The 22,586-nt window shown below is 70.7% G+C and carries 19 protein-coding genes; 3 read left to right on the top strand and 16 right to left on the bottom strand.

Going from position 1 to position 22,586, the window contains the following annotated elements:
- Positions 1-47: 47 nt before the first annotated feature.
- Genes ASF88_RS14330 through ASF88_RS14370 form a run of 9 tightly spaced genes read right to left on the bottom strand, consistent with a single transcriptional unit; the run spans position 48 to position 10,174 of the window.
- Entirely contained in the window at positions 48-1,289 is a 1,242-nt protein-coding gene (locus ASF88_RS14330; RefSeq protein WP_055919712.1) for an RNA polymerase sigma factor, read from the bottom strand.
- The gene (locus ASF88_RS14335) at positions 1,286-1,624 is read right to left on the bottom strand and encodes a YciI family protein (RefSeq protein ID WP_055919715.1); all 339 of its coding nucleotides are present in this window, start codon (positions 1,622-1,624) and stop codon (positions 1,286-1,288) included. Before ASF88_RS14335 ends, ASF88_RS14330 begins: the two co-directional genes overlap by 4 nt.
- A gap of 55 nt (positions 1,625-1,679) precedes the next feature.
- Complete coding sequence (locus ASF88_RS14340; protein WP_055920527.1) at positions 1,680-2,708, bottom strand: glycoside hydrolase family 130 protein; 1,029 nt, start codon at positions 2,706-2,708, stop codon at positions 1,680-1,682.
- 56 nt (positions 2,709-2,764) lie between these two features.
- Positions 2,765-3,781, bottom strand: coding sequence for a hypothetical protein (locus tag ASF88_RS14345; protein WP_055919718.1), 1,017 nt, complete (start codon positions 3,779-3,781; stop codon positions 2,765-2,767).
- 34 nt (positions 3,782-3,815) lie between these two features.
- Positions 3,816-4,742 carry a carbohydrate ABC transporter permease gene (locus ASF88_RS14350; protein WP_055919721.1) on the bottom strand — a complete coding sequence of 309 codons (927 nt, stop codon included), beginning with the start codon at positions 4,740-4,742 and terminating at the stop codon, positions 3,816-3,818.
- The gene (locus ASF88_RS14355; RefSeq protein WP_055919723.1) at positions 4,742-5,698 is read right to left on the bottom strand and encodes a carbohydrate ABC transporter permease; all 957 of its coding nucleotides are present in this window, start codon (positions 5,696-5,698) and stop codon (positions 4,742-4,744) included. Before ASF88_RS14355 ends, ASF88_RS14350 begins: the two co-directional genes overlap by 1 nt.
- 2 nt (positions 5,699-5,700) lie before the next feature.
- Positions 5,701-7,008, bottom strand: a complete 1,308-nt coding sequence (locus ASF88_RS14360; protein ID WP_055919726.1) for an ABC transporter substrate-binding protein — start codon at positions 7,006-7,008, stop codon at positions 5,701-5,703.
- Between the two features lie 25 nt (positions 7,009-7,033).
- Positions 7,034-8,056: a LacI family DNA-binding transcriptional regulator gene (locus ASF88_RS14365; protein ID WP_055919729.1), complete on the bottom strand. Its 1,023-nt coding sequence runs from the start codon at positions 8,054-8,056 to the stop codon at positions 7,034-7,036.
- A 30-nt stretch (positions 8,057-8,086) separates the two neighbouring features.
- Positions 8,087-10,174: a hypothetical protein gene (locus tag ASF88_RS14370; protein WP_055919732.1), complete on the bottom strand. Its 2,088-nt coding sequence runs from the start codon at positions 10,172-10,174 to the stop codon at positions 8,087-8,089.
- Positions 10,175-10,368: 194 nt separating this feature from the next.
- Between ASF88_RS14370 and ASF88_RS14375 the strand changes: the two genes are divergently transcribed.
- Positions 10,369-11,490 (top strand): baeRF8 domain-containing protein, encoded by a 1,122-nt coding sequence (locus ASF88_RS14375; protein WP_055919735.1) that lies wholly within the window; start codon positions 10,369-10,371, stop codon positions 11,488-11,490.
- A 37-nt stretch (positions 11,491-11,527) separates the two neighbouring features.
- Here the strand turns inward: ASF88_RS14375 and ASF88_RS14380 are convergent, their stop codons facing one another.
- From ASF88_RS14380 to ASF88_RS14390, 3 genes are read right to left on the bottom strand one after another with little or no spacing between them, the layout of a single operon-like run.
- A complete protein-coding gene (locus ASF88_RS14380; protein WP_055920530.1) occupies positions 11,528-12,049 on the bottom strand; it encodes a DUF2017 family protein in 522 nt (173 codons plus the stop codon).
- The gene (gene clpS / locus ASF88_RS14385; RefSeq protein WP_055919738.1) at positions 12,046-12,348 is read right to left on the bottom strand and encodes an ATP-dependent Clp protease adapter ClpS; all 303 of its coding nucleotides are present in this window, start codon (positions 12,346-12,348) and stop codon (positions 12,046-12,048) included. The genes ASF88_RS14380 and clpS overlap by 4 nt, the downstream gene beginning before the upstream one ends.
- A complete protein-coding gene (locus tag ASF88_RS14390; protein ID WP_055919741.1) occupies positions 12,345-14,123 on the bottom strand; it encodes a glycoside hydrolase family 15 protein in 1,779 nt (592 codons plus the stop codon). The genes clpS and ASF88_RS14390 overlap by 4 nt, the downstream gene beginning before the upstream one ends.
- A gap of 29 nt (positions 14,124-14,152) precedes the next feature.
- Here ASF88_RS14390 and ASF88_RS14395 point away from each other — a divergent pair, with 29 nt between their 5' ends.
- Positions 14,153-15,529: a glucose-6-phosphate dehydrogenase gene (locus ASF88_RS14395; protein ID WP_055920533.1), complete on the top strand. Its 1,377-nt coding sequence runs from the start codon at positions 14,153-14,155 to the stop codon at positions 15,527-15,529.
- Between the two features lie 42 nt (positions 15,530-15,571).
- On the opposite strand, the gene ASF88_RS14400 is transcribed toward ASF88_RS14395, so the two are convergent.
- Together ASF88_RS14400 and ASF88_RS14405 are read right to left on the bottom strand one after the other, a co-directional pair.
- A complete protein-coding gene (locus ASF88_RS14400; protein WP_235493458.1) occupies positions 15,572-15,973 on the bottom strand; it encodes a hypothetical protein in 402 nt (133 codons plus the stop codon).
- Between the two features lie 155 nt (positions 15,974-16,128).
- Positions 16,129-16,326: a hypothetical protein gene (locus tag ASF88_RS14405; protein ID WP_055919747.1), complete on the bottom strand. Its 198-nt coding sequence runs from the start codon at positions 16,324-16,326 to the stop codon at positions 16,129-16,131.
- Between the two features lie 62 nt (positions 16,327-16,388).
- Here ASF88_RS14405 and ASF88_RS14410 point away from each other — a divergent pair, with 62 nt between their 5' ends.
- Positions 16,389-17,543 (top strand): SLC13 family permease, encoded by a 1,155-nt coding sequence (locus tag ASF88_RS14410; RefSeq protein WP_055919750.1) that lies wholly within the window; start codon positions 16,389-16,391, stop codon positions 17,541-17,543.
- Between the two features lie 6 nt (positions 17,544-17,549).
- On the opposite strand, the gene ASF88_RS14415 is transcribed toward ASF88_RS14410, so the two are convergent.
- Together ASF88_RS14415 and ASF88_RS14420 are read right to left on the bottom strand one after the other, a co-directional pair.
- Positions 17,550-19,466, bottom strand: coding sequence for a YhgE/Pip family protein (locus ASF88_RS14415; protein WP_235493459.1), 1,917 nt, complete (start codon positions 19,464-19,466; stop codon positions 17,550-17,552).
- 50 nt (positions 19,467-19,516) lie between these two features.
- The gene (locus ASF88_RS14420; RefSeq protein WP_055919755.1) at positions 19,517-22,471 is read right to left on the bottom strand and encodes an MMPL family transporter; all 2,955 of its coding nucleotides are present in this window, start codon (positions 22,469-22,471) and stop codon (positions 19,517-19,519) included.
- Positions 22,472-22,586: the final 115 nt, after the last annotated feature.

Below are 22,586 nucleotides of genomic sequence, written 5' to 3' on the forward strand. Positions count from 1 at the left end.
GGGAGGTCAGTGGAAGGGCAGACAGAGGACATATGCCGGAGTGCCCCTCACCCCTCCGGCAGCAACCCCCGCCGCTGCGCCAGGAACTCCCGCTCGCTCTCGTTGCCGCACAGCCGCAGCGCGGCGTCGTACTCCTCGCCGGCCTCCACCTCGCGTCCCGCCCGCACCAGCAGGCCGGCCCGGACCCCGTGCAACAGATAGAACTCCGCGAGCGAGCCCCGCAGCGGCTCGACGGCCGCCAACCCCGCAGACGGGCCCTCCGCCTCCGCCACCGCGACCGCACGGTTGAGCGCGATCACCGGCGACGGCTGCACCCGCAGGAGCTGGTCGTACAGCGTGACGATCTGCCGCCAGTCGGTGTCCGTCGCCAGCGCAGCGTCGTCGTGCACGGCCTGGATCGCCGCCTGCAGCTGGTACGGCCCCGGCCGCCCGAGCAGGAGGCAGCCGCGCACGATGGCGTGCCCCTCGGAGATGAGCGCGGTATCCCAGGCCGACCGATCCTGATCGGGGAGGGCCATCATCGCCCCCGACGCGTCTAGCCGCGCCGGGCGGCGCGCATCGATCAGGAGCAGTAGCGCCAGCAGCCCCGCCGCCTCCGGCTCCTCCGGCAGCAGCCCGACGACGAGACGCGACAGCCGGATCGCCTCCGCGCACAGCTCCTCGCGCACCAGCCGATCGCCGGCGCTCGCCGTATAGCCCTCGTTGAAGATCAGGTAGACGACCGCGAGCACGGAGGCCAGCCGCACGGGGAGGTCATCGGAGGACGGCACCCGGTACGGGATGCGCGCCTGGCGGATCTTCGCCTTGGCTCGCGAGATGCGCTGCGCCAACGTCGACTCCGGCACCAGGAAGGCCCGGGCGATCTCCGCCGTGCTCAGCCCTCCGAGCAGCCGGAGCGTCAGTGCAATGCGCGCCTCCGGGCCGAGGGCAGGGTGGCAGCAGGTGAAGATCAGCCGCAGGCGTTCATCCTCCACCGCGCCGGGTGCCGCCTCGACGGAGGCCGCCAACACCAGCAGCTCGGTCGCCTCGGCCTCCTTCGAATGCCCGACGGCCTCCCGCCGCAGCCGGTCGATCGCGCGCCGGCGGGCCGTCGTGATGATCCAGCCGGAGGGCGCGGCGGGCACGCCGTCGACTGGCCAGCGCGCCACGGCGACGGCGAACGCGTCCTGCACGGCGTCCTCCGCGCGATCGAGATCGCCGAGGTACCGGTAGAGCACCGAGACGGCGCGGCCATACTCCGCACGGAACACGGCCGCCACCGCCTCGGCGCCATCGGTGGGCAGGGTCATGCGAACGGGCGCACCTCGATCGGAAGCGTCGTCGCGACCGCCAGACGCGTGCCCCACGCCAGGGCGGCGTCCAGATCCGGGACGTCGACGATCGTGAAGCCGCCGAGGTGCTCCTTTCCTTCTGCGAACGGCCCGTCGGTGACGAGCACCTCGTCGCCGTCCGGCCGCAGCACGGTCGCCGACGCGGGCGGCAGCAGCCCGTTCGAGAAGACCCAGGCGCCCGCGGCGCGCATCTCGTCGTTGAGCCGGTCGAGGTCCTCGCCGATCGCGGCGAGGGCCTCCGGCTCCGGGATAGGCCCGTCGGGCTGGTAGACGCTGAGCAGGTACTGGGACATGGTGGGATTTCCTTCCTCTCACCGTCTACACGAACGGGAGGGCGTCATCTCGACATCATGTCCCGGATTCGCGGTTCCGCTCCAGCCGCGCGACCCCGATCTTCGAGTCGGCCATGCCGTAGAAGACCCACAGTGCTTCGTCGATCCGCTCGATCGCGGTCGGGAAGACCACATTGGGCACAATGCCGCTGCGCTCCTCCTCGGTCTCCGCGCTCAGCAGCGGCTCGGCGGTGCGCTGCACGACGCGCCACGGCTCGTCGGCGTCGAGGATCATCGCCCCGGCCGCGTAGTTGACGTTCTTCTGCTGATCGACACCCGGCTCGAGATACCCGGTGACCCCGTGGTGGAGGAGCAACCAGCCCTCCGGCACCCGGATCGGCGCGGGGCCCGCCCCGATCTTCAGCTCCTCGAACGGGAACTCCGGACCGGCCAGGAACCGGTTGTGCCGCCAGCGGGTGAGCTCGCCGAGATCGCCGCGCACAGCCTCCAGCGGTACGAACGCGATCCAGATGCTCGGCCGCTTCTCGTCGAGCACCGCGGGGGGATGCGCTCCCTCGCCCGCGCGCACCTCACCGAGATCCCACACCGGGCGGTGGAGCACCGCGAGGCTCTCCACGCCGTCCGGGCCGGTCACCGGCTCGGGGAAGAACACGGTGTCCTTGTTGTGGAAGAGCGCCAGGTCGACACCGAGCGCGTCGTCGTACTCGAAGCTCACCGGCCCGAGCCGCTGCCACTCCCGCAGATCGCGCGAGACCGCGACCGCGGTCCGCGGGCCGAGAGGCCCGTAAGCGACGTAGGTCATCAGATGGAGGCCGAGCGCCGGCACGAACGTGGTGCGCGGATCCTCCACCCCCGAGTTGCGCCGGCCGCGCTCGAAGTCGCGATCGGGCGCCAGCACGACACCCTCGCGCTCGACGCCGACGGGCACGCCGCCGTCGACGACGACACGTGCGAGCCCGACGCGGGAGACGTTGCCGGAGGCGACCAGCCGGGGGAGAAGATACAGCTCGCCCTCGGCGTCATGCCCGGACGCGGGGTTCAGCACGCCCTCGGCCTCGAACGGCTCACCGGCGTCCGGCGTCATCACCACGCCGGCACGCGTCAAGGTGTACGGAAACGGTGCAGCGGGAAACGGTTCAGTCACGCGGTGACCTCCTTGTAGAGATAGAGTTCGCGCTCGCCGCGGGGTGCGTCCCAGCCTTGAGCGAACGACCAGCGGCCGTCGAGTTTCTGCAGGCCGCCCCAGGCGAGCGAGCCGCCGCGGTGGAGGCCGAGCTGCGTGAATGGGGCCGCGACGGAGTAGAGCGCCTGGGCGGCGGCGAAGTCGCCCTGCTCGTCGGCGTAGAAGAAGTCGAGCACCAGGTCGTCGCCGCGCACGACGGCGCAGGCCACCTCGAACAGCGTTCCGGGCAGCGAGGACAGGTCGAGGTAGGGCTGCTCGGCGAACGTCCACGACACGAGGTCGTGCGAGCGACCGACCATCGGCCTTCCGCCGCAGCCTTCGGAGAGGTACATCAGGTACTCGCCGCCGATCCGCACCGCGCGGCCGCGCTCGTCGCGGGGGATGACGGCGCCCTTCGCCCAGCCCAGCGAGACGTCGAGCGGGACGACCAGGCCGATCTTCTGCCACGACTCCAGGTCGTCGGAGACGGCGCCCATGATGTCGACGGCCACGTCGCCTTCGTCGTCGTTGCCGTACCGGATCGCGTTGTAGAAGAGCACGTACCGTCCGTCGACCTCGTACACCTTCGGGTCCTCGCAGCCGAGCGTCTCGTTCTCGAGCGTCGGGTAGACGACCGGGTTGGCCGGATCGTCATGCCATACGCCGTCGCGGCGCACGGCGTGCCCGATGCGGCTCGCCGTCGACTCCATCCGCGGTGAGGCGCGGTAGAAGAGGTGCAGGTCGTCGCCCCGGGCGATGAGCGTCGGGTTGAAGATCGCGCTGCTCGTCCAGCCGACCCCGGTCGGGTCGTCCCACTGCCCCTCCAGCCGGAACGTCAGCGCGGGGTCGCGCACGAACGGTCCGATCGCCCACCCGGGAGGGTCGTCGTAGTGGGCCGAGAAGTGGTCGGTCGAGATGTGGTCGGTGAGCGCGTTGGTGTGACCCAGCGCCTCCTCGTAGCTGAGGCGGAGGGCGTCGATGAGGGCGGCGTCCACAGTTCTCCTTGCGGTGTGTCGGTGGTGCGGCGGCTCAGCCCTTGACGGACGAGCCGATGTCGGTGGAGGTGAAGTAGCGCTGGAAGACGATGAACAGCACCACGACCGGTGCGGCGAGCACCACGGCTCCGGCGAGGATGGCCCCGTACGGGTTCGCGGTGGAGGCCGCGACGGTGCTGATGTAGTTCGCCAGCGAGACGGCCAACGGCTGCAGGCTCGCCTCCTTCGTGATCAGGAACGGCCAGAGGAACTCGTTCCACGGTCCGATGAAGGTCAGCAGCAGCACGGTGACCAGGGCGGGACGCACCAGAGGGAGGGCGACTCGCCACAGCAGCGTGAACTCACCGGCCCCGTCCACGCGCGCCGCGTCGAACAGCTCGCGCGGCAACTGCAGGAAGTACTGCCGGAAGATCAGCACGGCCGCCGAGTTGATGGCGAACGGCAGGATCATCCCGAGGTAGCTGTCGGCCAGGCCGTAGTTGCGGGCGATGAGCACGTAGAGCGGAATCATCAGCAGCTGGAACGGGATGGTCTGAACCAGCAGTGCGAGGGCGAACGTCACGCCGCGCCCGCGCCACTGCAGGATCGAGAGCGCATACCCGGCGAGCACGCCGAACAGGACCGTGCACAGCAGCACCCCTCCGGTGAAGATCCCGGAGTTGACGAGCCCGGTCCACAGGTTGATGCGGGAGTCGATCGCGGCGTAGTTGTGCAGCGTCAGGTTCGCCGGGTTCGGGAACGCCCCCGCGACGGTGGTGTCGGGCGCCGTCTGCAGCGAGCCCACCAGCATGTAGTAAAAGGGGAACAGGAAGGCGATGGCGCCGAGCGTCAGCACGATGCCCTGGAGGATCGCCTGCGGGCGGCTGAGGCGGGTGGCCGCCCCCAGGTCGCGTCGGCGCTTCCGCGGAGCCCGAGGGCTCTCCGGCGCGTGGGCCGCCCCCGTGGTCTTGAGTGTCGTCATCAGTCGCGTCCTCCCGCGAATCGGTTCTGCAGCCAGCCGATGATCAGCACCAGGATCACGAGCACGACACCGATGGCGGAGGCGTAGCCCGGGTGACCCTGCTGGATGCCCTGCTGGTAGATGAGCAGGACCGGCGAGGTCGAGTGGCCGTCCGGGCCGCCGCCTCCGGTGAGGAGGTAGGGCTCGGTGAACAGGTTGGCGCCGGTGATGGTGGCGAGCAGCAGAACCAGCACGGTGGCCGGCCGCACACCGGGAACCGTCACGGAGAAGAACTGCCGCACGCGTCCGGCGCCGTCGGTCGCCGCCGACTCGTAGAGTTCGCGCGGCACGTTCTGCAGCGCGGCCAGATAGAGCAGGATGTAGAGCCCGAGCTGCTTCCAGGTCACGTAGACGGCGATGGTCGGCATGGCCAGCGCCGGGTTGACGAACCACGACGGGTTCGGTGCGAGCGGTCCGAGTATCTGGTTGACCAGCCCGGTGCTGTTGAACATGAACAGCCAGACGCCGATGATCGCGACGCTCGCCGTGACGTAGGGCACGTAGTAGCTCACCCGCAGGAAGGTGCGGAACCGGGTGATGCTGTTGAGCGCGCTCGCCAGCACGAGCGACAGCACCACGGTGAGCGGCACGTTGATGATCAGGAAGATCCCGACGTTGAGGAACGACTGCAGAACGGCCGGGTCGGTGAAGACCTGCACGTAGTTCTGGAGGCCCACGAAAGGTTGGCTGACCTGCGCGCCGGGGGCTGCGAAGAAGTAGTCGAAGAAGGAGATGTAGACCGCGTACACGAGCGGGTAGGCGAAGATCACCAGGACGAAGACCAGGTACGGCGCGGCGAACAGCCAGCCGAGCGGGTTGCGCCCGAGGATGCGCCGCAGGAGCGGCGGCCGCCGGCGCGGGGCCGGCCCGGCGGCGGGCGCGGTGCCCGCCGCCGGGGGAGCGGAGAGGGTGCTCATGGCTACTTCTGCGCCTGGAGCTGGTCGATCTTCTGGGAGGCCGACTTGAAGGCGTCCTCCACCAAGCCCGTGCCGTTGATCACGGCCTTGGAGTAGGCGTCACGCAGGGCCTGCAGCTGGGCGATGGTGTTGACGCCGGTCGGGTCGTCCGCCGTGCGCTCGCTCTGGGCGCCGAACTCCTTGTAGGTGGGGTGCGAGTCGAAGTAGCTCGAGTACACGCTCGCCACGTTGGAGCGGATCGGCATCTGGCCTGTGACGTTCAGCAGCTTGCCGTCCTGGTCCTTGGAGGTGGCGAACTTGATGACGTCCCATGCCGTGCCCTGGTTCTTGCACGAGGTGTACATGCCGATGTTCTTCGCATCGGGGAAGGTGTAGGTCTGGTCCGCGGACTTGCCGTCCTTGGTCGGCACCGGCACCGAGCCCCACTGCACCTTGTCGTAGACCGCGATCGCCCACGGTCCGACGATGGCCATCGCAGACTTGCCGTCGGCGAAGGCGTCGCCCTGGTACTGGTCCTTGCCGGCGAGGCCGTCGGCGTAGATCGTCTTCCAGAAGTTCGCAACGTCGAGCGAGTCCTGGCTGGTGATGATCGACTTGCCGTTCTCGATGAACGTCTTGCCGCCGGTCTGCGCGGCCAACAACGGGAGGTAGTCGAAGTTCGGCTGGAAGAACTCGCTGGTCGGGGTCGGGTAGATCGCGTACGGTGCCGCCCCGGACGACTTGATCTTCTGCGCGGCCGCGAGGAACTTGTCGTAGGTCGACAGGTCGGGGTTGTTCGGGTCGATGCCCGCCTTCTGGAAGATCGCCTTGTTGTAGAAGATCATCACCGGGTTCTGCTTCCACGGCATCTGGTAATAGTCGCCGTCGGCCGACTTGTACTGGTCGGCCGTCTTGCCGCTGCGGGCCTCGATGTAGGAGGCGCCGTCAGAGAACTTCGACAGGTCGACCAGACCGCCCTGCTTCTGCCACTGACCGGTCGCGGCCGGGAGGTTGTTGAAGACGAGGCAGGGAGTCGTGCCTGCGGTGATGGCCGCGCCGATGACCTCCTCGGTCGACTTGCCGGCGGGCACCTCCTGCGCCTTGATCTGCTCCTTCGGGTGCGCGGAGTTCCAGGACGCCACCATGGCCTTGCCCCACTGCACCTCCTGCTGGTTGTTGGAGTACCAGATGGTGATCGGGCCGTGCGCCTTCATGGCGTCGGTCTGACCGCCTCCGTTGCTCGAGCCGCACGCGGCCAGGGTCCCGGCGACGACGCCGGCGCTGATGACGGCGACCGCGAGTCTGCGGAAGCCTGTGATGCGTTTGCGCATGATGGTTCGCTCTTCTTTCGTGATTTCAGTGACGCGGCGGCCGGGCCGTGGAGGCGCGGACCACCAATCGGGCAGGGGGCAGGGCGACATCGGCAGGCTCGCCGTCCTCCACCAGCCGCAGCAGTGCGGTGGCGGCGGCGATGCCCCAGCCGGCCGGGTCGTTGTCCAGGGTCGTGAGGGTCGGGTAGACGTACGTCCCGATCTGGGAGCCGTCGAGCCCGGTGATGGACAGGTCGTGGGGGAGGCGGAGGCCGCGCTCGTGCGCGACCCCCATGCCCGCGATCGCCATCGGGTCGTTGCCGTAGACGATGGCGGTGGGCGGTTCGGCGGAGTCGAGAAGCGACTTCGTCGCCTCTGCGCCCTGTTCGGGCGAGAAGTCGGTGGGGACGATGATCGGGTCGAGTCCTGCGGCGCGCACGGCGCGCTCGAAGCGCTCTCGTCGAAGCAGGCCGTGGAGCATCCGCTCGTCTCCGGATACGTGCGCGATGCGGCGGTGGCCGAGGTCGAGCAGGTGCGTGACGAGCGCGTCGATGCCGGAGTCGTAGTCGCGCGAGATCACCGGGAACGGGCTGCCGCCGACCGGCTCACCGAGCGACACGGCCGCCGACCCGAAGCTCTGCACCAGCCCGATCCGATGGTCGTCGGCGAGGAGGTCGGTCAGCAGGAACCCGTCGACGCGCTTGTCGACGGCGAGCCGCGCGTAGGCGCGGGCCTCCGCCTCGTGGTCGGGGACGACGGTCAGCACGAGCACCTGGCCGCGTTCCGAGAGCACCGTCTCGACGCCGGCGATGAAGGCCGCGAAGAACGGGTCGACCTCGATGGTGCGGGCGGCGCGGCGCAGCACCAGGCCGAGGGCGTAGGCACGGCGGGTGGTGAGGCCGCGCGCGCTCGGATTCGGCGTGAAGCCGAGCTTGTCGGCAGCGGCGAGGATGCGGTCGCGGGTCTCCAGGGCCACGCCGGGCTTGCCGTTCAGCGCGAGCGAGACGAGGCCCTTGCTGACGCCCGCCGCCCGGGCGACGTCGTTGATCGTGACATCCACCGGCGTCATCGGCCTATCCCTCTCATCGGCCCATCCCTCTCATCGGCCCATTACCGTCGTGAAGCCGCCGGGCACGACGGTGACCGTGCCGTTGCCGTTCAGCGGGATCGGGGCGCCGACCTGTCGGCCCGCGCCGTCGTAGCGGGTGGCGACGACAGGCCCGGTCGCGTTCAGGTGCTGCGGCACCGTGGCGGACGTGCCGTTGACGTAGACGTCGAGGCGCCCGGTGCCCGTCAGGCCGAGGTGGGAGACCACCGGCTGCACGAGCACGGCGTCGAGCCGGGCGGTGCCGTGCACGGTCGCGGTGACGGTCGTCGCCGTGGCGGGGGCGGTCGCCGGCAGCGTCTGCGGCAGGAGGAACACCGTGGTGGGCGCGATGCCCTGGGCTCCCGGGCGGACGTTCTGCGTGCTGCCGAGCGGCACGGTCCGGTGGCCGGCACGCGCGGTCCAGGAGGTGGTGCCCGAGCCGCTGGTCGCCGTCCCGTCCGGGCCGAGGTCGGCGATCGGCAGGATGCGCACGTCCGGATGACCGGCGGGCAGCGTCATCGTCACGGTCGCGCCGTTGGCGGCGGCGACGTAGGCGCCGCCCGACCAGTTGGCCGAGCCCGTCCACGCGGAGGGCGGGGTGACGACGCTCGCGGAGCCGGTGAGCGCTCCCTTCTCGGCCTCCACGACCTGCAGGCCGTCGGTGGCCGAGGTGTGCGTCAGCGACAGCGCGAGCCGTTTGATCGCCGGGTGGGCGTCCAGTGCGAGCATGCTCAGCTCGGTGTGGATGGTCGATTCGGCGCCGCAGTTGCGGTTGACGCTGCGATCGCTGTTGATGCCGTCGACGCAGACGCCGGTGGCCGGGTCGTAGACCGCCGTCCCGGCGGGGTTCGCGCCGAAGTACCAGGCGGCCTGGGCGCCTGCGAGCGTCGCGAGGCCGGCGGCGTGCGTGGCGTCGCTCGCCGCGACCAGGCCCTCCACCCGGGAATCGACGCCGTACGCGATCTGCGTCTGGTCGGCGGGGGTCGGCGTCCAGCCGTTGTCCGGGCCTCCGGTGGCGAGCAGTTGCGCGGTGAACTGGGCGAGGTCGGTGCTGGCGGCCTTCTGGAGGCCAGCGTCGTGGAGCTGCGTCGCCGCGGCGGTCAGCGCGGCGGGCTGCATGGCTCCCCACGCGTGCCAGAAGGTGGGGGAGTTCGCCTCGGGGAGCAGCGCCCCGAACGGCCACTGGCCGACGCCTCCGGAGGAGAGCCCGGCGATGCCCTGCGCATAGCGCTGCAGATCGGTGCGCGCCTGCGCGTCACGGGGAGCGGCCGCCGAGTAGGCGCTGAGTCCGAGCACGGCCTCCGCCGTCGGGCTGGCGCTGTTCACGATGAGCCAGCCGGGCACGGTGACGCCGTTCGCCTGGTCCGTCGTGCCGTACTTCGCGAGCGACTGCCGCTCGAGCGACCGCAGCGCGAGCGACATCCGCTGCTGCAAGAAGGAGGCGAACGCCGGGTCGGCGTCGCGGAAGCCCGCGTACCCCTCGCCGAGCGCCCACACCGTGCGCGCCAGCCAGAACGACTCGGCCGAGTCGCTGGGGTCGGGCTGCTCGGCCGGGATCGCTGACGGGTTGAGCGTGCCGTCGTGCTGCTGCCACAGCACGACGTTGCCGGCGTTGGGGCCCGAGTCGACCTGGAGGTAGGCGAGCTCGCGCAGCAGCTCGTAGGCGGAGGCACGGCTGGAGGCCGTGCCGTTCTGCTTCCAGTCGCGCAGGTACACGACGGCGGCGCGCGAGATGTCGTCGGCATCGAACGACCCCTGCGCATACCAGCCCTTCGCGGCATCCGTGATCGGGCCTCCGCCGACGCGCGTGAAGCTGCCGTCGGCGTTGCGGTTGGCGTAGACCCACGGCGCGCGAGCGGTCGGTTCACCGCTCTGGTTGTACGTCGAATGGCCAACGACTCCGCCGAGCAGGGGGACGTCGTCGAGCAGGAAGTCCAGGTGGGCGAGGTTCGTCAGCGTGGGGGCGGCCGGAGTCGCGGAGGTCGGGGCTGCGGGAGCCGGCGCGGCGCTCGCCGGGAGGGCGGCGCCGACGGCGGGCACGAAGGCGGCGGAGGCGAGCAGTGCGCCCGTCGCCGCGGCGAGGAGTCGGTTGCGCTTCATTGCGGTGTTCCTTCGTGAGTGACCCCCGAACGGGTGTCGTCTAAACCGGTTTAAAGGACGGTAGGCGCGGTTCGCGGCTCTGTCAACCCGAAGGTTCGGAGGACGCCCGCCGGGGGCTTGTGCCGCTCTGGGGCCACGACGAGACTGGGCGGACCGGCCGCCGACGTCCGGCCGGGGACGACCGAGGAGGAAACGTGGAGTACAAGGACATTCCGACCAAGGCCGACATCGAGAGGATCGCGTCGCTGCGCGAGCCGGGCTGCGTCAGCATCTACCTGCCGACCGGCACGACGCCGCCGGAAGCCGACCGGGCACGGATCGAGCTCAAGAACCACCTGGGTCTGGCCGTGAAATCGCTGGAGGCGATGGGCATCGGCCGGGCGACCATCGGCCGCATCCAGGCCGAGGGCGAAGTCATCCTCGAGGACCGCGACTTCTGGCGGTACCAGTCGCGTTCGCTGGCAGTGTTCCTCGACGGGGAGGTCGCCGAGACCTTCCGGCTGCCGAACCGGCTGACCTCAGCATGCGAGGTGGCCGACCGGTTCTACATCAAGCCGCTCCTGCGCGCGGTGACCTTCCCGCAGTCCGCTCTCATCCTCGCGCTCGCGCAGAACTCCGTGCGGTTGATCCGCATCGACCCGGAAGCGCCGCCCGCGCTGGTGGAGGTCGAGGGCATGCCGAAGGACGTCGCGTCGGCGGTCGGTCTGCCGTCGGTCAGCGGGCGCACGGCGTCCGGCCGCGTTCAGGGCTCCGAAGGCCAGAAGGTGCGGATGCTGGAGTACGTGCAGGCGATCGAGCGGGCGCTGCACCCGCTGCTGGCGACCTCCACGGAGCCGTTGATCCTGGCCGCCGCCGAGCCGCTGGCGGGGATCTTCCGCGGAGCGACGGATTATCCGCGCCTGCTGAACGATGTGATCGCGGGCAACCCGGAGGAGAAGACCGAGGACGAGCTGGCGGCCGCAGCGCGCGGCGTGCTCGACCGGTTGTACGCGGGCAAGGTCGCCGCGCTCAAAGAGGACTTCTCGACGCGTATCGCCGGAGGGACGGCGCTCGTGGATCTCAGCGACATCGCCCGTGCGGCGACGTACGGTGCCGTCGAGACGCTCGTGTTCGACATCGACCGTCGCGTGCCGGGGTCGCTCGACGACGAGACGGGGAAGATCGCGTACGGCGACGACGACGCTCCCGGCAACTACGGTGTGGTCGACGAGATCATCCGCCGCTCGCTGGCCTCCAAGGCGAAGGTCTACGCGCTGCGTGCGGAGGACGTGCCAGGCGGAGGCGCGGTCGCGGCGGCGGTCCGCTTCCCGGTCTGAGCGACCGGAGGGCGTCCTTCGACAGCCAGAGTCCGCGTCAGCGACGGGAGGCGCGGCTGACGGCGAGCACGAGGAACTCCTGCACCGCGGCGAGCCAGTCGTAGACCGCCCGCCGGGTCGCCGACTCGAGGTCGTGGACGTCGCCCTCGTCGCCGTCGTGCTCGATGCCCAGGCCGGAGGCCAGGGCCAGCCGGATGTCGGTGAGGGTGCGCAGCCAGGCCTGCGCCTGCGCGTCGTCGAGCCGCACCTCCACCGACTCGCCCCGGGTTGTGCCCAGCGCGTCGAGTACCGCGCGGGCGTTACCGGCCTTGCGCTCGGCGATCCGCTCGGCGGTGAACCTCCGGAACTCGGCAGACGCCTCCGGATCGTCGGGGTACGCGTCGGGCAGCAGCCGTGCGAGCGCCGGGTCGGCGTCGGCCGCGCTCGACCCGGCCCCGTCGGCCGCCCGCTCCGCGCGGTCGGCTGCGTCGGCGGCGAACCGGCGCAGCACGTCGACCTCGGCGGCCTCGAAGCGCGCGTGGACCCCGCCGCCGTGCCGGTCGGCGCGGAACGGCCTCACGCGTCCGCCTTCTGCAGCGTCGCCCACAGCCCGTACTCGTGCATGGCCTCCACGTGCCGCTCCATCTCCTCGCGCGTGCCGGTCGCGACGACCGCACGGCCCTCATTGTGCACGAGCAGCATCAGTCGCTGCGCCTCCGCCTTGGAGAAGCCGAAGTAGCTCTGGAAGACGTAGGTCACGTACGACATCAGGTTCACGGGGTCGTTCCACACGATCGTCACCCAGGGGGAGCCGAGCTCGAGCCGTTCGCCGAGGTCGACCTCCTCGTCGGTGGCGGGCTGCGCCAGCGCGGGGGTCACTGCGCTGTCGCCTCCGCGATGGCGTCGGCGGCACGCACCAATGCGAGGTGCGTCAGCGCCTGCGGGGTGTTGCCGGCCTGCGACCGCCCCTCCACGTCGTATTCCTCCGAGAGCATGCCCACGTCGTTCGCGAGCGAGACGAGGCGATCCATCAGTCGCCGCGCGTCGTCGAGCCGATTCGAGCGCGCGTACTGCTCGACCAGCCAGAACGAGCAGGCCAAGAAGGGGTGCTCGCCGGCGGGGAGGCCGTCGACGCCTTTCTCCGTGCGGTAACGCAGGGCGAGCCCGTCGCGCAGGAGGTCCTCCTCGATCGCCTTCACCGTGCCGAGCATGCGCGGATCGTCGTAGTCGCAGTAGCCCACCTGGGCCAGCAGGAGGAGGGAGGCGTCGACCTCTGTGCCGCCGAAGTACTGCACGTACGTGCCGCGGTGCTCGTCGTACCCGTTGGCCTCCACATCGGCGCGGATCTGGTCGCGCAGCTGCCGCCAGCGCTGCACCGGCCCGTCGAGCCCGTAGTCCTCCACCCCGCGGATCGCGCAGTCGAAGGCCGCCCAGACCAGCCCGCGCGAGTGAGTGAACATGCGCGGCTCTCCGCGGATCTCCCAGATGCCGTGGTCGGCGTTGCGCCAGTTGTCCTCCAGGAACCCCATCAGCGCGCGCTGCAGTGCCCACGAGAACCGGGTCTCCGTCACGCCCGCGGCCCGGCCGCGGTCGAGGCCGAGCATGACCTCGCCGATGACGTCCGCCTGGAACTGCCTCGAGGCGTCGTTGCCGACCCGCACAGGATGCGCCCCCTGGTAGCCCGGCAGGCTGTCGAGCTCGCGTTCGTCCAGGTTGCGCTCGCCGCCCAGGCCGTACATGATCTGCACGTCGCCGGGATCGCCGGCGACCGCGCGCAGCAGCCAGTCGCGCCAGTGGTCGACGTACTCGTCGTAGCCGTGGGCGAGCAGCACTCCGATGGTCAGCGACGCGTCGCGCAGCCAGACGTACCGGTAGTCCCAGTTGCGCTCACCGCCGAAGTTCTCGGGCAGGGAGGTCGTGGCCGCGGCCACGATGCCGCCGGTCTCCAGGTGCGTCAGGGCGCGCAGGATCAGGAGCGAGCGCACGACCTCGTCACGGTAGGGCCCGTCGTGGGCGCAGCCGGCCGCCCACCCTGTCCACCATTCGCGCGTGCGCTGGAGGGCCTTCTCCACGTCGAGCGCTTCGGGAGCCGCACGATGGGAGGGGAACCACGTCATCGAGAGGTCGACCGTCTGCCCCGCGTGCACGGTGAACCTCCCCTCGTGCGCATGATCGCTCGCGCGAAGGGACGAGCCGCGGAACACCAGGCCGTCGGGGCCGGCCACGGCCACGAGCGCAGACGGCTTCTGGTCCGACATCCTGCGCACCCACGGGATGGCGGTCGCATAGCCGAACCGGATGCGCAGGTCTTCGCGGAGCTCGACATGACCACTCACACCGCGCACCCGGCGCACCACGTCGGCCCTGTGGTCGCCCATCGGCATCGCGTCGATGACCTCCACTTCGCCCGTGGAGGTGCGCCACCGCGTGACCAGGATCATCGTGTCGCGCTCGTACGCGCGGGTGCTGCTCGCGGCGGGATCGGTGGGGGCCAGCAGCCAGCGGCCGTGGTCCTCCGTGCCCAGGATCGCACCGAACGTCGACTGCGAGTCGTACCGCGGCAGGCACAGCCAGTCGATGCTGCCGTCCCGTCCGACGAGGGCCCCCGTGAAGCAATCACTGATCAGGGCGTAATCCTCGATGGGGAGCGACATATCCCCAGTATGGCCGTACTGTGAACGGCATGACGCAGACCGTGGGCACTCTGGTGATTCTCGGAGCGAGTGGCGATCTGTCGTCCAGACTCCTGCTCCCTGCCGTGGGGCAGCTGCTCACGAACCACCCAGAACGAAGCTTCCAGCTGGTCGGCTCCGGAGCGGAGGAGTGGACGGACGCGAAGTGGCGGTCCACCGTGCGCGCGTCGTTCAAGACGGTCAAGGCGAGCGGCCCAGCGGTCGAAGCGCTGCTGAAGAGCACCCGGTACCTGTCGGCAGATGTCACCAAGCCCGACGACCTCCAGCGCATCTTCGACGCGTGCGAAGGTGCGCCCGCCCTCTATTTCGCCCTGCCGCCCGCCGTCACCGCGAAGGCGTGCGACGCGCTGTCGAAGCTGACCCTCCCCGACGGGCTGTCGCTCGCGCTGGAGAAGCCGTTCGGCACCGACAAGCGCACCGCGATCGCGCTGAACAAGCGCCTGGCGACCCTGGTGCCGGAGGAGCGCATCCAGCGGGTGGACCACTTCCTCGGCCGTTCCACGGTGCTCAACCTGATCGGCCTGCGCTTCGCGAACAGCATCCTCGAGCCGGTCTGGAACGGCGACCACATCCAGAGCGTCGACATCGTCTACGACGAGACCCTCGGCCTGGAGGGCCGCGCCCGCTACTACGACAACGCCGGCGCGCTCATGGACATGATCCAGAGCCACCTGCTCCAGGTTCTCGCGGTCTTCGCGATGGAGCCGCCGTCGGCGCTCGACGCCACCGACCTCCGCGACGCCAAGGCGACCGTGCTGCGTGCGACGCGGGTGTGGCGCGACGACCCCGCCGCGGCGAGCAGGCGCGCGCGGTACACCGCGGGGACCATCGACGGCAGCAAGCTCCCCGCGTACACGAACGAGCCGGGTGTCGACCCCGCACGCAACACCGAGACGCTCGCCGAGCTGACCGTGGAGATCGACAACTGGCGCTGGGCCGGCGTGCCGATCACCCTCCGCTCGGGCAAGGCGCTCGGCTCGAAGCGCCGCGAGATCCTGGTCACCTTCAAACCGGCCAAGCACATCCCGCGCGGACTGCGAGGCCACACCGAGCCGACGATGCTGCGGATCATGCTCGCCCCTGACGCCATGTCGCTGGAGCTCAACATCAACGGCCCGGGCGACCCGCACGAGATCGAGCGGGTGGCGCTGAGTGCGGAGTTCGGTCCGGGCCTGCTGCTGGCCTACGGCGAGGTGCTGGAGGGCATCCTCGATGGAGACCCGTCGCTGTCCGTGCGCGGTGACACCGCGGTGGAGATGTGGCGCATCGTTGCACCGGTCATCGCCGCGTGGAAGAAGGACGAGGTGCCGCTGCAGACCTATCGGGCAGGCTCCGACGGCCCGTCCTCCTGGAAGCACATCGGCTGAGCCGTCGTCGAGACGGCCGATGGTGCGCGCTCGCGCGGAGCTTTACGCGGCGGGGCGCTGTGCGATCGCGGGGATCTCGCCGGTGACCGGGCGACGGAGGTCGGTCCAGACGGTGATGGGCGCGGGCTCCCAGCCGAACGCGGCGGGCTCCTCGTGCTGCTCTTCATCGTGCTGCGCGGGGGTCTCGACCGCGACGACGGGCGCCGCCTCCGCCCGGTGCTGCGGCTCGGCGGCCACGACGATCTCGGCTTCTCCGGCCTCCAGCCGTCGACGTGCCTCCACGAGGGCGGCGGTGATGCCGACGGAGACGGACTGGGAGAGCACGGAGTGGAAGATGGAGTCGGTGTCGTCGGACGACCGACGGGACACCGTCCACTCGCCGCGCTCACCGATCAGCTCGGCGACCTTGGCGTGAACGACTTCGAGGATTTGAGCATCCGACAACTGGGGGACTGGCGCCGCCTGCACTTCAGCGGCGGCGTGCCGCCTACGACCAAACATCGCGCAACCCCTTCCAGGTTCTCCGTCGAGAACAATTTTCAGGGCGTTACCTGCTCAGAACGCGCGGACACGCCGTGCGGACAACGGAAATCGCGTGGTCAGTGGCCGATTTCGCGCTCGTCGGCCTCCCGGGACTCCTGCAGCACCGTGCCGATGGCGATCACGACGCTGAGCGCCGCACTGATCCACATCAGCGGCACACGCCAATCCCGGGGGCCTTGCTTGGTCGACTGGATCGTCGTCCACAGCCCGATGACTGCGCTGATGATCGCGCCGTTGAAGATGAACTTGCGCATCGGCGTCCTTTCGCTCGTGGCGATAGCGTACGCTTCCTGAGGCGTCGAACGAGAGGAGCGGCATGCGGACGGCCGTCGTCGGCGCCGTGCTCCTGGTCCTCGGCGCGGTGGCGGTGCTCACCGGGCTCCTCCCCGCCGCGGACGCGCTGGCCCTCTGGGATCGCGTCTGGCCGATCCTGCTCTTCGTCGTCGCGGTGACCGTGGTGACCGAGCTGGCGGCGGAGGCGGGCGTCTTCACCGTCGTCGCGCAGCAGACGGCGCGCTGGGGGCGCGGGAGGGCGTGGCTGCTCTGGCTGCTCGTCGTGGTCGTCGCCGCGCTCAGCACGATCTTCCTGTCCCTCGACACCACGGCGGTCCTGCTCACGCCGGTGGTGATCGTGCTCGCCCGGCACGCCGGGCTCGACCCGCTGCCGTTCGCCCTGACGACCGTGTGGCTGGCGAACACCGGCTCGCTGCTGCTGCCGGTCTCCAACCTGACGAACCTGCTGGCCCAGCACGCGATGGGCGATCCGACGCCGTTCGCGTTCGCCGCGCTGATGTGGGCGCCAGCCGTCGTGGCGATCGTGCTGCCGATGATCGTGCTGTTCGTGCTGTCGCGCAGGCAACTGCTGGTGCGGTACGTGACGGGCGCGGAGGACGGCATCGAGGATCCCGTGCTGTTCTGGATCGCCGCGGCGGTGCTGGTCGCGCTCGTGCCGCTGCTCGTGTCGGGCATTCCGGTGTGGATGCCGGCCTCGGCGGCCGCGGTCGTCCTGATCGTGGTCTTCGCCGTCCGCCGTCGCGACGTGCTGCGGTTCGGCCTTCTGCCGTGGCAGCTCGTGCTCCTGGCGTCGGGACTGTTCCTGTTCATCGAGGCGTTGCACGCCAACGGCCTCGGGACGCTGCTGGCGCAGGTCTCCGGGTCGGGGGAGTCACCGCTCGCGCTGCTGCGCTTGTCTCTCACCGGAATGGTCGGGGCCAACGCGATCGACAACCTCCCTGCGTACCTGGCGCTGGAGCCGGCGGCGGGCAGCCCGGTGCGGCTCGCCGCGCTGCTCATCGGCGTGAACGCCGGCCCCTTGATCACGCCCTGGGCGTCGCTCGCGACCCTGCTCTGGCACCAGCGGCTCACGTCGTTCGACGTGCGCATCCGCTGGAGCCGCTACGTGCTCCTCGGCCTCCTCGTCGCACCCGCCACCGTCGTCCTCGCGACGCTCGCCCTCGCCGCGACCGCCTGAACCGGTCTACTCGGCGGGGAGGAGCTGGGAGGCCGTGACGATGCGCCGCCTGGCCACGGCCGCGAGGGCGAGCCCGAAGCCGAGGGCCGCCCAGAGCAGGAGGCCGCCCAGGCCGCGCCACACACCGGTCGAGCCGTCGACGACGCCCTGCAGCGCGGTGATCGCCGGCGACGTCGGCAGCCAGGCCATCACGCTGTCGAAGAATCCGGGCGATGTCGAGACGATCCCGGAGGCGAGCGTCACCACCACCACGAGCATGCCGAGGAAGCGTCCGATGCCTCCCAGCAGCGCGACGAGCCCGTGGTTGACGGCGGCGAAGCAGACGGCCGCCGCGACCGAGACGGCCGCGAAGCCGAACCACGCGCCCACGCTCAGCTGCATCGCCGGCTGCATGATCCCGGCGACGAGCAGCCCTTGGACGACGCCGATCGCGGCGGCCGGCGCGAGACCATCGACCGCGATCAGGCCGGCGGCGCGGGAGGTCAGCAGCGCGCGACGCGACAGCGCCTGGAGCACCAGGAACGTGGCGAGCGCGCCGAGCCAGAGCGCGACGGACGCGAACAGCGGCACGCTGGAGGCGCCGAACGCCGTCGTGCCCGACTGCTTCTGGCCGACCGGCTGCGAGGCGACCGACGCCAGGTTGGTGCGCTGACCCGCGTCGTAGTTGGGCAGCTGCGCGACCGCGGTGTCGAGGCCCGAGGCGAGGGAGGCCGCGCCTGCGGCGGACTGGTCGGCACCCGTCGCGAGCGCCGGGACCCCGGCCGCGAACTGCTGCACCCCTGCCGCGTACTGGGAGGCACCGTCGGCCGACTGCTGCACGCCGGAGGCGAGCTGCTGGGCGCCGGAGGCCGACTGCGCGGTGCCGCCCGCAAGCTGCTGGGCGGCGGAGGCCGACTGCGCGAGCTGGCCGGGCAACGGGGCGAGCTTGTCCGAGAATTGCTGAGCTCCCGCTGCCACCTGGGTCGCGGCCGCCTGAAGCCCGACCCTCGGGTCGGGGTTCTTCAGGCTGGAGAACGTCGCCTCGATGCCCTGGCACGTAGGGTCGGTCGCCGTGTGCGCTGTCACGCAGCTGTCGTAGAGCGTGCCGAGGCCCGCGACGGTTGCGGCGACGCCGTCGCGTACTCCGGCCGTACCGCTGGCGAGCTGGGCGGCCCCCGCCGGGAGGGCCTGAGCTGACGCCGCTCCCTGCGAGGCGCCGTTCGCGTAGGCCGTCATGTTGGTCGAGAGCGTGCCGAGGCCGCTCGACAGCCCCGACGCGCCGTCCGACAGCCGGCCGAGCCCGCTCGACAGCGCCGTCGCGCCCGAGGAAAGCTGGCCAGCCCCGTCCGCGAGCTGATGCGTGCCCGACGCCAGCTGCGTCAGTCCACTGGAGAGCGAGTGCGCCCCGGTCGCCGCCTTCGCCAGCTGGTCGTGCAGCGTGTTGAAGCCGACGTAGACGTTCTCGAGGTACGTCGTCGTGAGCTGCTTGTTGAGCACTCCGGTCGCGGTGGTGGTCACGGCCTGGCTGATGGCGGGGTCGACGAGCTTGGACTTCTGGCTGGTGCGGACGTCGATGGTGGCCTGTTTCGCCGCACCGTCGGTGCCCGCGGTGGAGGTCGCCGCCTTCGAGAAGTTCTTCGGGATGGTGACGACGGCCACGTAGCTGCCGTCGGCGATCCCGGCGTCGGCGTCCTTCTGGTCGGTGAGCACCCAGGTGAAGTTGTCGTTCTTCGCGCCGAGCAGGCCCGCGGCCATCTGGCGGCCGAGCGGCACCACCTGGCCGTTGACGGTCACCGGCTGATCGAGATTCACGACGGCCGCCTTCACGTCGCCGAGGCGCTCGGTGGGGTTCCACAGCGCCCAGACCAGGAGGCCGCCGATGACGAGTGGGACGAGCACGAGGCCGACGATGGTCAGCCAGGTCACCCGCTTGTCGGAGCGCATTCGCTCCAGGGAAAACAGGGAGCGCGGACGGCGCAGGGGAGCGGGGCTGGTCATCGGGCGTTCGCCTTCTCGAGGTGGGTGGCGGTGTGGTCCGCGTGGTCGGTCGGCTCGGCCGTGCCCGCGTGTCCTGCGGGATCGGCCGATGTGTCCGGAGCGGGGATGGGATGCGCGGCGCCGTCGGCGCCGGGCGCCAGCCGAACCCCCGTCGGCTCAGCGCTCTCGGGAAGCAGGTCGTCCAGCCCGGACGGGTCCACGCACGTCACGACGAGTCCGAACGGACGCCCGGCCGCCCGGGCGTCGGCGAAGGCGCGGGCGAGCTCGACGCGTACGCGGCGCCGTTCGACGGGATCGGTGAGGCTGTCCGCGGCATCGAGGCCGAGGATGGCCGGCGAGCTGGCGAGCGCCCTGCGCAGGTCCTGCACCGGCGTCTCCGAATGGTCGAGGCGCACGACGGAGGTCCGCGCCCGCACGGCCGCGCCTCGCGTCGGGAGGACGAAGCCGGCGACCTTGACGGTGCCGCCGGCGACCTTGGTGCGGCCGGTCACGGCCAGCAGCAGGGCGAGGGCGGCGGTTCGGTCGGGACCGTGCACCACGAGAGCCTCGCCGTCGCCGAGGCGGAAGGACACATCCCGGAGGATCGGCGTGCGGCGAACGCTCACCGCGAGGCCGTCCGCCGCCGCCACGAACCGTGCGCCGGGTGTCGGCCAGTCGGCCAGCTCGAGCTCCTTCTGCAGGCCGTCGCCCTCCACGTCGAAGGAGGGCAGGATGCGGTCGAGCCAGCGCGGCATCCACCAGGCCTTGTCGCCGAGCAGCTGCAGCACGGCGGGCACCAGCGTCATCCGCACGATGAACGCGTCGACGAAGACTCCGACGGCGAGCCCGAGCGCGATCGGCTTGATGGAGGTGTCGCCCTCCGGCACGAAGGCGGCGAAGACCGAGATCATGATGACGGCCGCGGCGGTGACGACCTTGGCGGAGCCGACGAAGCCGCTCTGCACCGCTCGCCGGGCGTCGCCGCCGTGCACGTAGTCCTCGCGGATCCGGCTCACCAGGAAGACCTCGTAGTCCATCGCGAGCCCGAACAGCACGCCCATCAGGATGATCGGCATGAAGCTGATGACCGGGCCGGTCTTGTCGAGGTTGACCGCCCCGGAGAACCAGCCCCACTCGAACACGGCGGTGACGGCGCCGAAGGCGACGCCGACCGAGAGCAGATAGCCGAGCGCGGCCTTGATGGGCACGGCGATGGACCGGAACACCATGGTCAGCAGCACGAGCGAGAGCCCGACGACGAGGATGCCGAACGGCAGCAGCGCCCCGGCGAGCCGTGAGGAGACGTCGATCTGAGCGGCCGTGGTGCCGGTGACCTTGAGATCGACGCCGTACTCGTCGAGGAAGTGCTGGTGCTTGGCGCGCAGCTCGGAGACGAGCGCGGCGGTCTGCGGATCGTCCGGAGCCGTCGTCGGGATGACCTGGACGATCCCGGTGTCGGCGTTCTGGTTCGGGGTCGAGAGCGGCACGGCCGCGACGCCGGGCAGGTCGGCGATCTCGGCGCCCAGCTTCTTCATCAGGCCCACCGGGTCGGTGCTGGAGATGATCGAGCCGGTGACGATCAGTGGACCGTTGTAGCCCGGCCCGAAATGCTCCGAGACGAGGTCGTAGGCGATGCGGGCCGGGTCCGACTTCGGGTGGGAGCCGGCGTCGGGGAGCGCGAGCCGCAGTTGGAGGGCAGGGAGGGCGGCGATGCCCAGGGCGACGACGACCGCCACGACCGTGACGATCGGGAACCGCGTGACGGCGCGCACCCAGGTGCGGAACGGTCCCTTCGGGATCTCGGCCTTCGCCGCGTGCGCGAGCGACGGGTTGGCGCGGCCGGCCGGTTCCGGTTCCGCGGGATCGGAGGTTGCGGCCTCCTGAGCTGCGCCGCCCTGCTGCGCCGACGTGGCCTTCGCCTTGCGCACGGCGCGCTTGGCGGCGCGATGCCCGGGTGCGATGCGGGCGCCGGCGAAGCCGAGGAACGCCGGCGTGAGCGTGAGCGCGACGAGCACCGCGATGGCCACCGCGACCGAGGCGGCCAGTCCCATGGTGGTCAGGAACGGGATCCCTGCCACGGCCAGTCCGGCCAGCGCGATGATCACCGTGATGCCTGCGAACAGCACCGCCGACCCTGCGGTCGCGACCGCCCGTGCGGTGGACTCCTCCGGATCGACGCCCGCTTTCAGCTGGCTCTGGTGGCGGGAGATGATGAAGAGCGAGTAATCGATTCCGACGGCGAGGCCGAGCATGAGGGCCAGCAGCGGCGTGGTCGATGAGATCGGCCCGAACAACGTGGCGATGAAGATGAGCGACATCGAGAGGCCGACGCCGAGCAGGGCCGTCGCCAGCGGCATCCCGGCCGCGAGGATGGACCCGAAGGTGATGATCAGCACGACGATCGCGATGACGAGGCCGATGCCCTCGGTCGGCGAGATCGTCGGCAGGCTCTGCGAGAAGAGCTGACCGCCGACGGCGACCTGCGATCCGGAGGGCAGCTCTGTGCGGAGGCTCGCGCCGGCGTCGGAGATCGCCTTCTTGGTGGCGGCGGGCACGGTCGTCTGCTGGCCGTGCAGCTGCACGGTGATGATGGCGGCCGTGCGGTCGTCGGAGATCAGGTTCTTGACCGTCGAGCTGTACGGGGAGGTCGTGCCGGCGACGCCGTCGGTCTTCGCGAGGTCGGCGACGGTCTGCTCGACGGGCTTCTGGATCGCCGACTGATCGACCGTCTCGCCGTCGGGCGCGACGACCACGATCTGGGCGCTCGTGCCGCTGACCTGCGGGAAGGTCCTGCTCAGTGTGTCGAGCGCCTCCTGCGACTCGGTGCCCGGGATGCTGAACGTGTTGTCCGTCCCCTGGTTGAAGGCGATGGCGCCGCCGGCGAGGAGGACGAGCAGCAGCAGCCACAGCGACAGCACGAGCTTGCGGGCACGGAAGGCCCAACGGCCGATCGAATACAGGAGCGAGGACACGCGTTCTCCAGTAGTAGGGGCTGACGGGGCCGGGCTCCAGCACCGCCGAAAGGATTCGATACACCTTTGTATCCGACCGCCCGACTGTATCGGATACACTCGTGTATCGGGAACT

It is taken from the genome of Leifsonia sp. Leaf336, from assembly GCF_001423695.1.
Lineage (GTDB): Bacteria > Actinomycetota > Actinomycetes > Actinomycetales > Microbacteriaceae > Leifsonia.

Coding starts and splice junctions, on each gene's coding strand:
- ASF88_RS14330 (WP_055919712.1), bottom strand. CDS start 1,289: ATGACCCTGCCCACCGATGGCGCCGAGGCGGTGGCGGCCGTGTTCCGT.
- ASF88_RS14335 (WP_055919715.1), bottom strand. CDS start 1,624: ATGTCCCAGTACCTGCTCAGCGTCTACCAGCCCGACGGGCCTATCCCG.
- ASF88_RS14340 (WP_055920527.1), bottom strand. CDS start 2,708: ATGACGCCGGACGCCGGTGAGCCGTTCGAGGCCGAGGGCGTGCTGAAC.
- ASF88_RS14350 (WP_055919721.1), bottom strand. CDS start 4,742: ATGACGACACTCAAGACCACGGGGGCGGCCCACGCGCCGGAGAGCCCT.
- ASF88_RS14355 (WP_055919723.1), bottom strand. CDS start 5,698: ATGAGCACCCTCTCCGCTCCCCCGGCGGCGGGCACCGCGCCCGCCGCC.
- ASF88_RS14360 (WP_055919726.1), bottom strand. CDS start 7,008: ATGCGCAAACGCATCACAGGCTTCCGCAGACTCGCGGTCGCCGTCATC.
- ASF88_RS14365 (WP_055919729.1), bottom strand. CDS start 8,056: ATGACGCCGGTGGATGTCACGATCAACGACGTCGCCCGGGCGGCGGGC.
- ASF88_RS14370 (WP_055919732.1), bottom strand. CDS start 10,174: ATGAAGCGCAACCGACTCCTCGCCGCGGCGACGGGCGCACTGCTCGCC.
- ASF88_RS14390 (WP_055919741.1), bottom strand. CDS start 14,123: ATGTCGCTCCCCATCGAGGATTACGCCCTGATCAGTGATTGCTTCACG.
- ASF88_RS14395 (WP_055920533.1), top strand. CDS start 14,153: ATGACGCAGACCGTGGGCACTCTGGTGATTCTCGGAGCGAGTGGCGAT.
- ASF88_RS14405 (WP_055919747.1), bottom strand. CDS start 16,326: ATGCGCAAGTTCATCTTCAACGGCGCGATCATCAGCGCAGTCATCGGG.
- ASF88_RS14410 (WP_055919750.1), top strand. CDS start 16,389: ATGCGGACGGCCGTCGTCGGCGCCGTGCTCCTGGTCCTCGGCGCGGTG.
- ASF88_RS14415 (WP_235493459.1), bottom strand. CDS start 19,466: ATGCGCTCCGACAAGCGGGTGACCTGGCTGACCATCGTCGGCCTCGTG.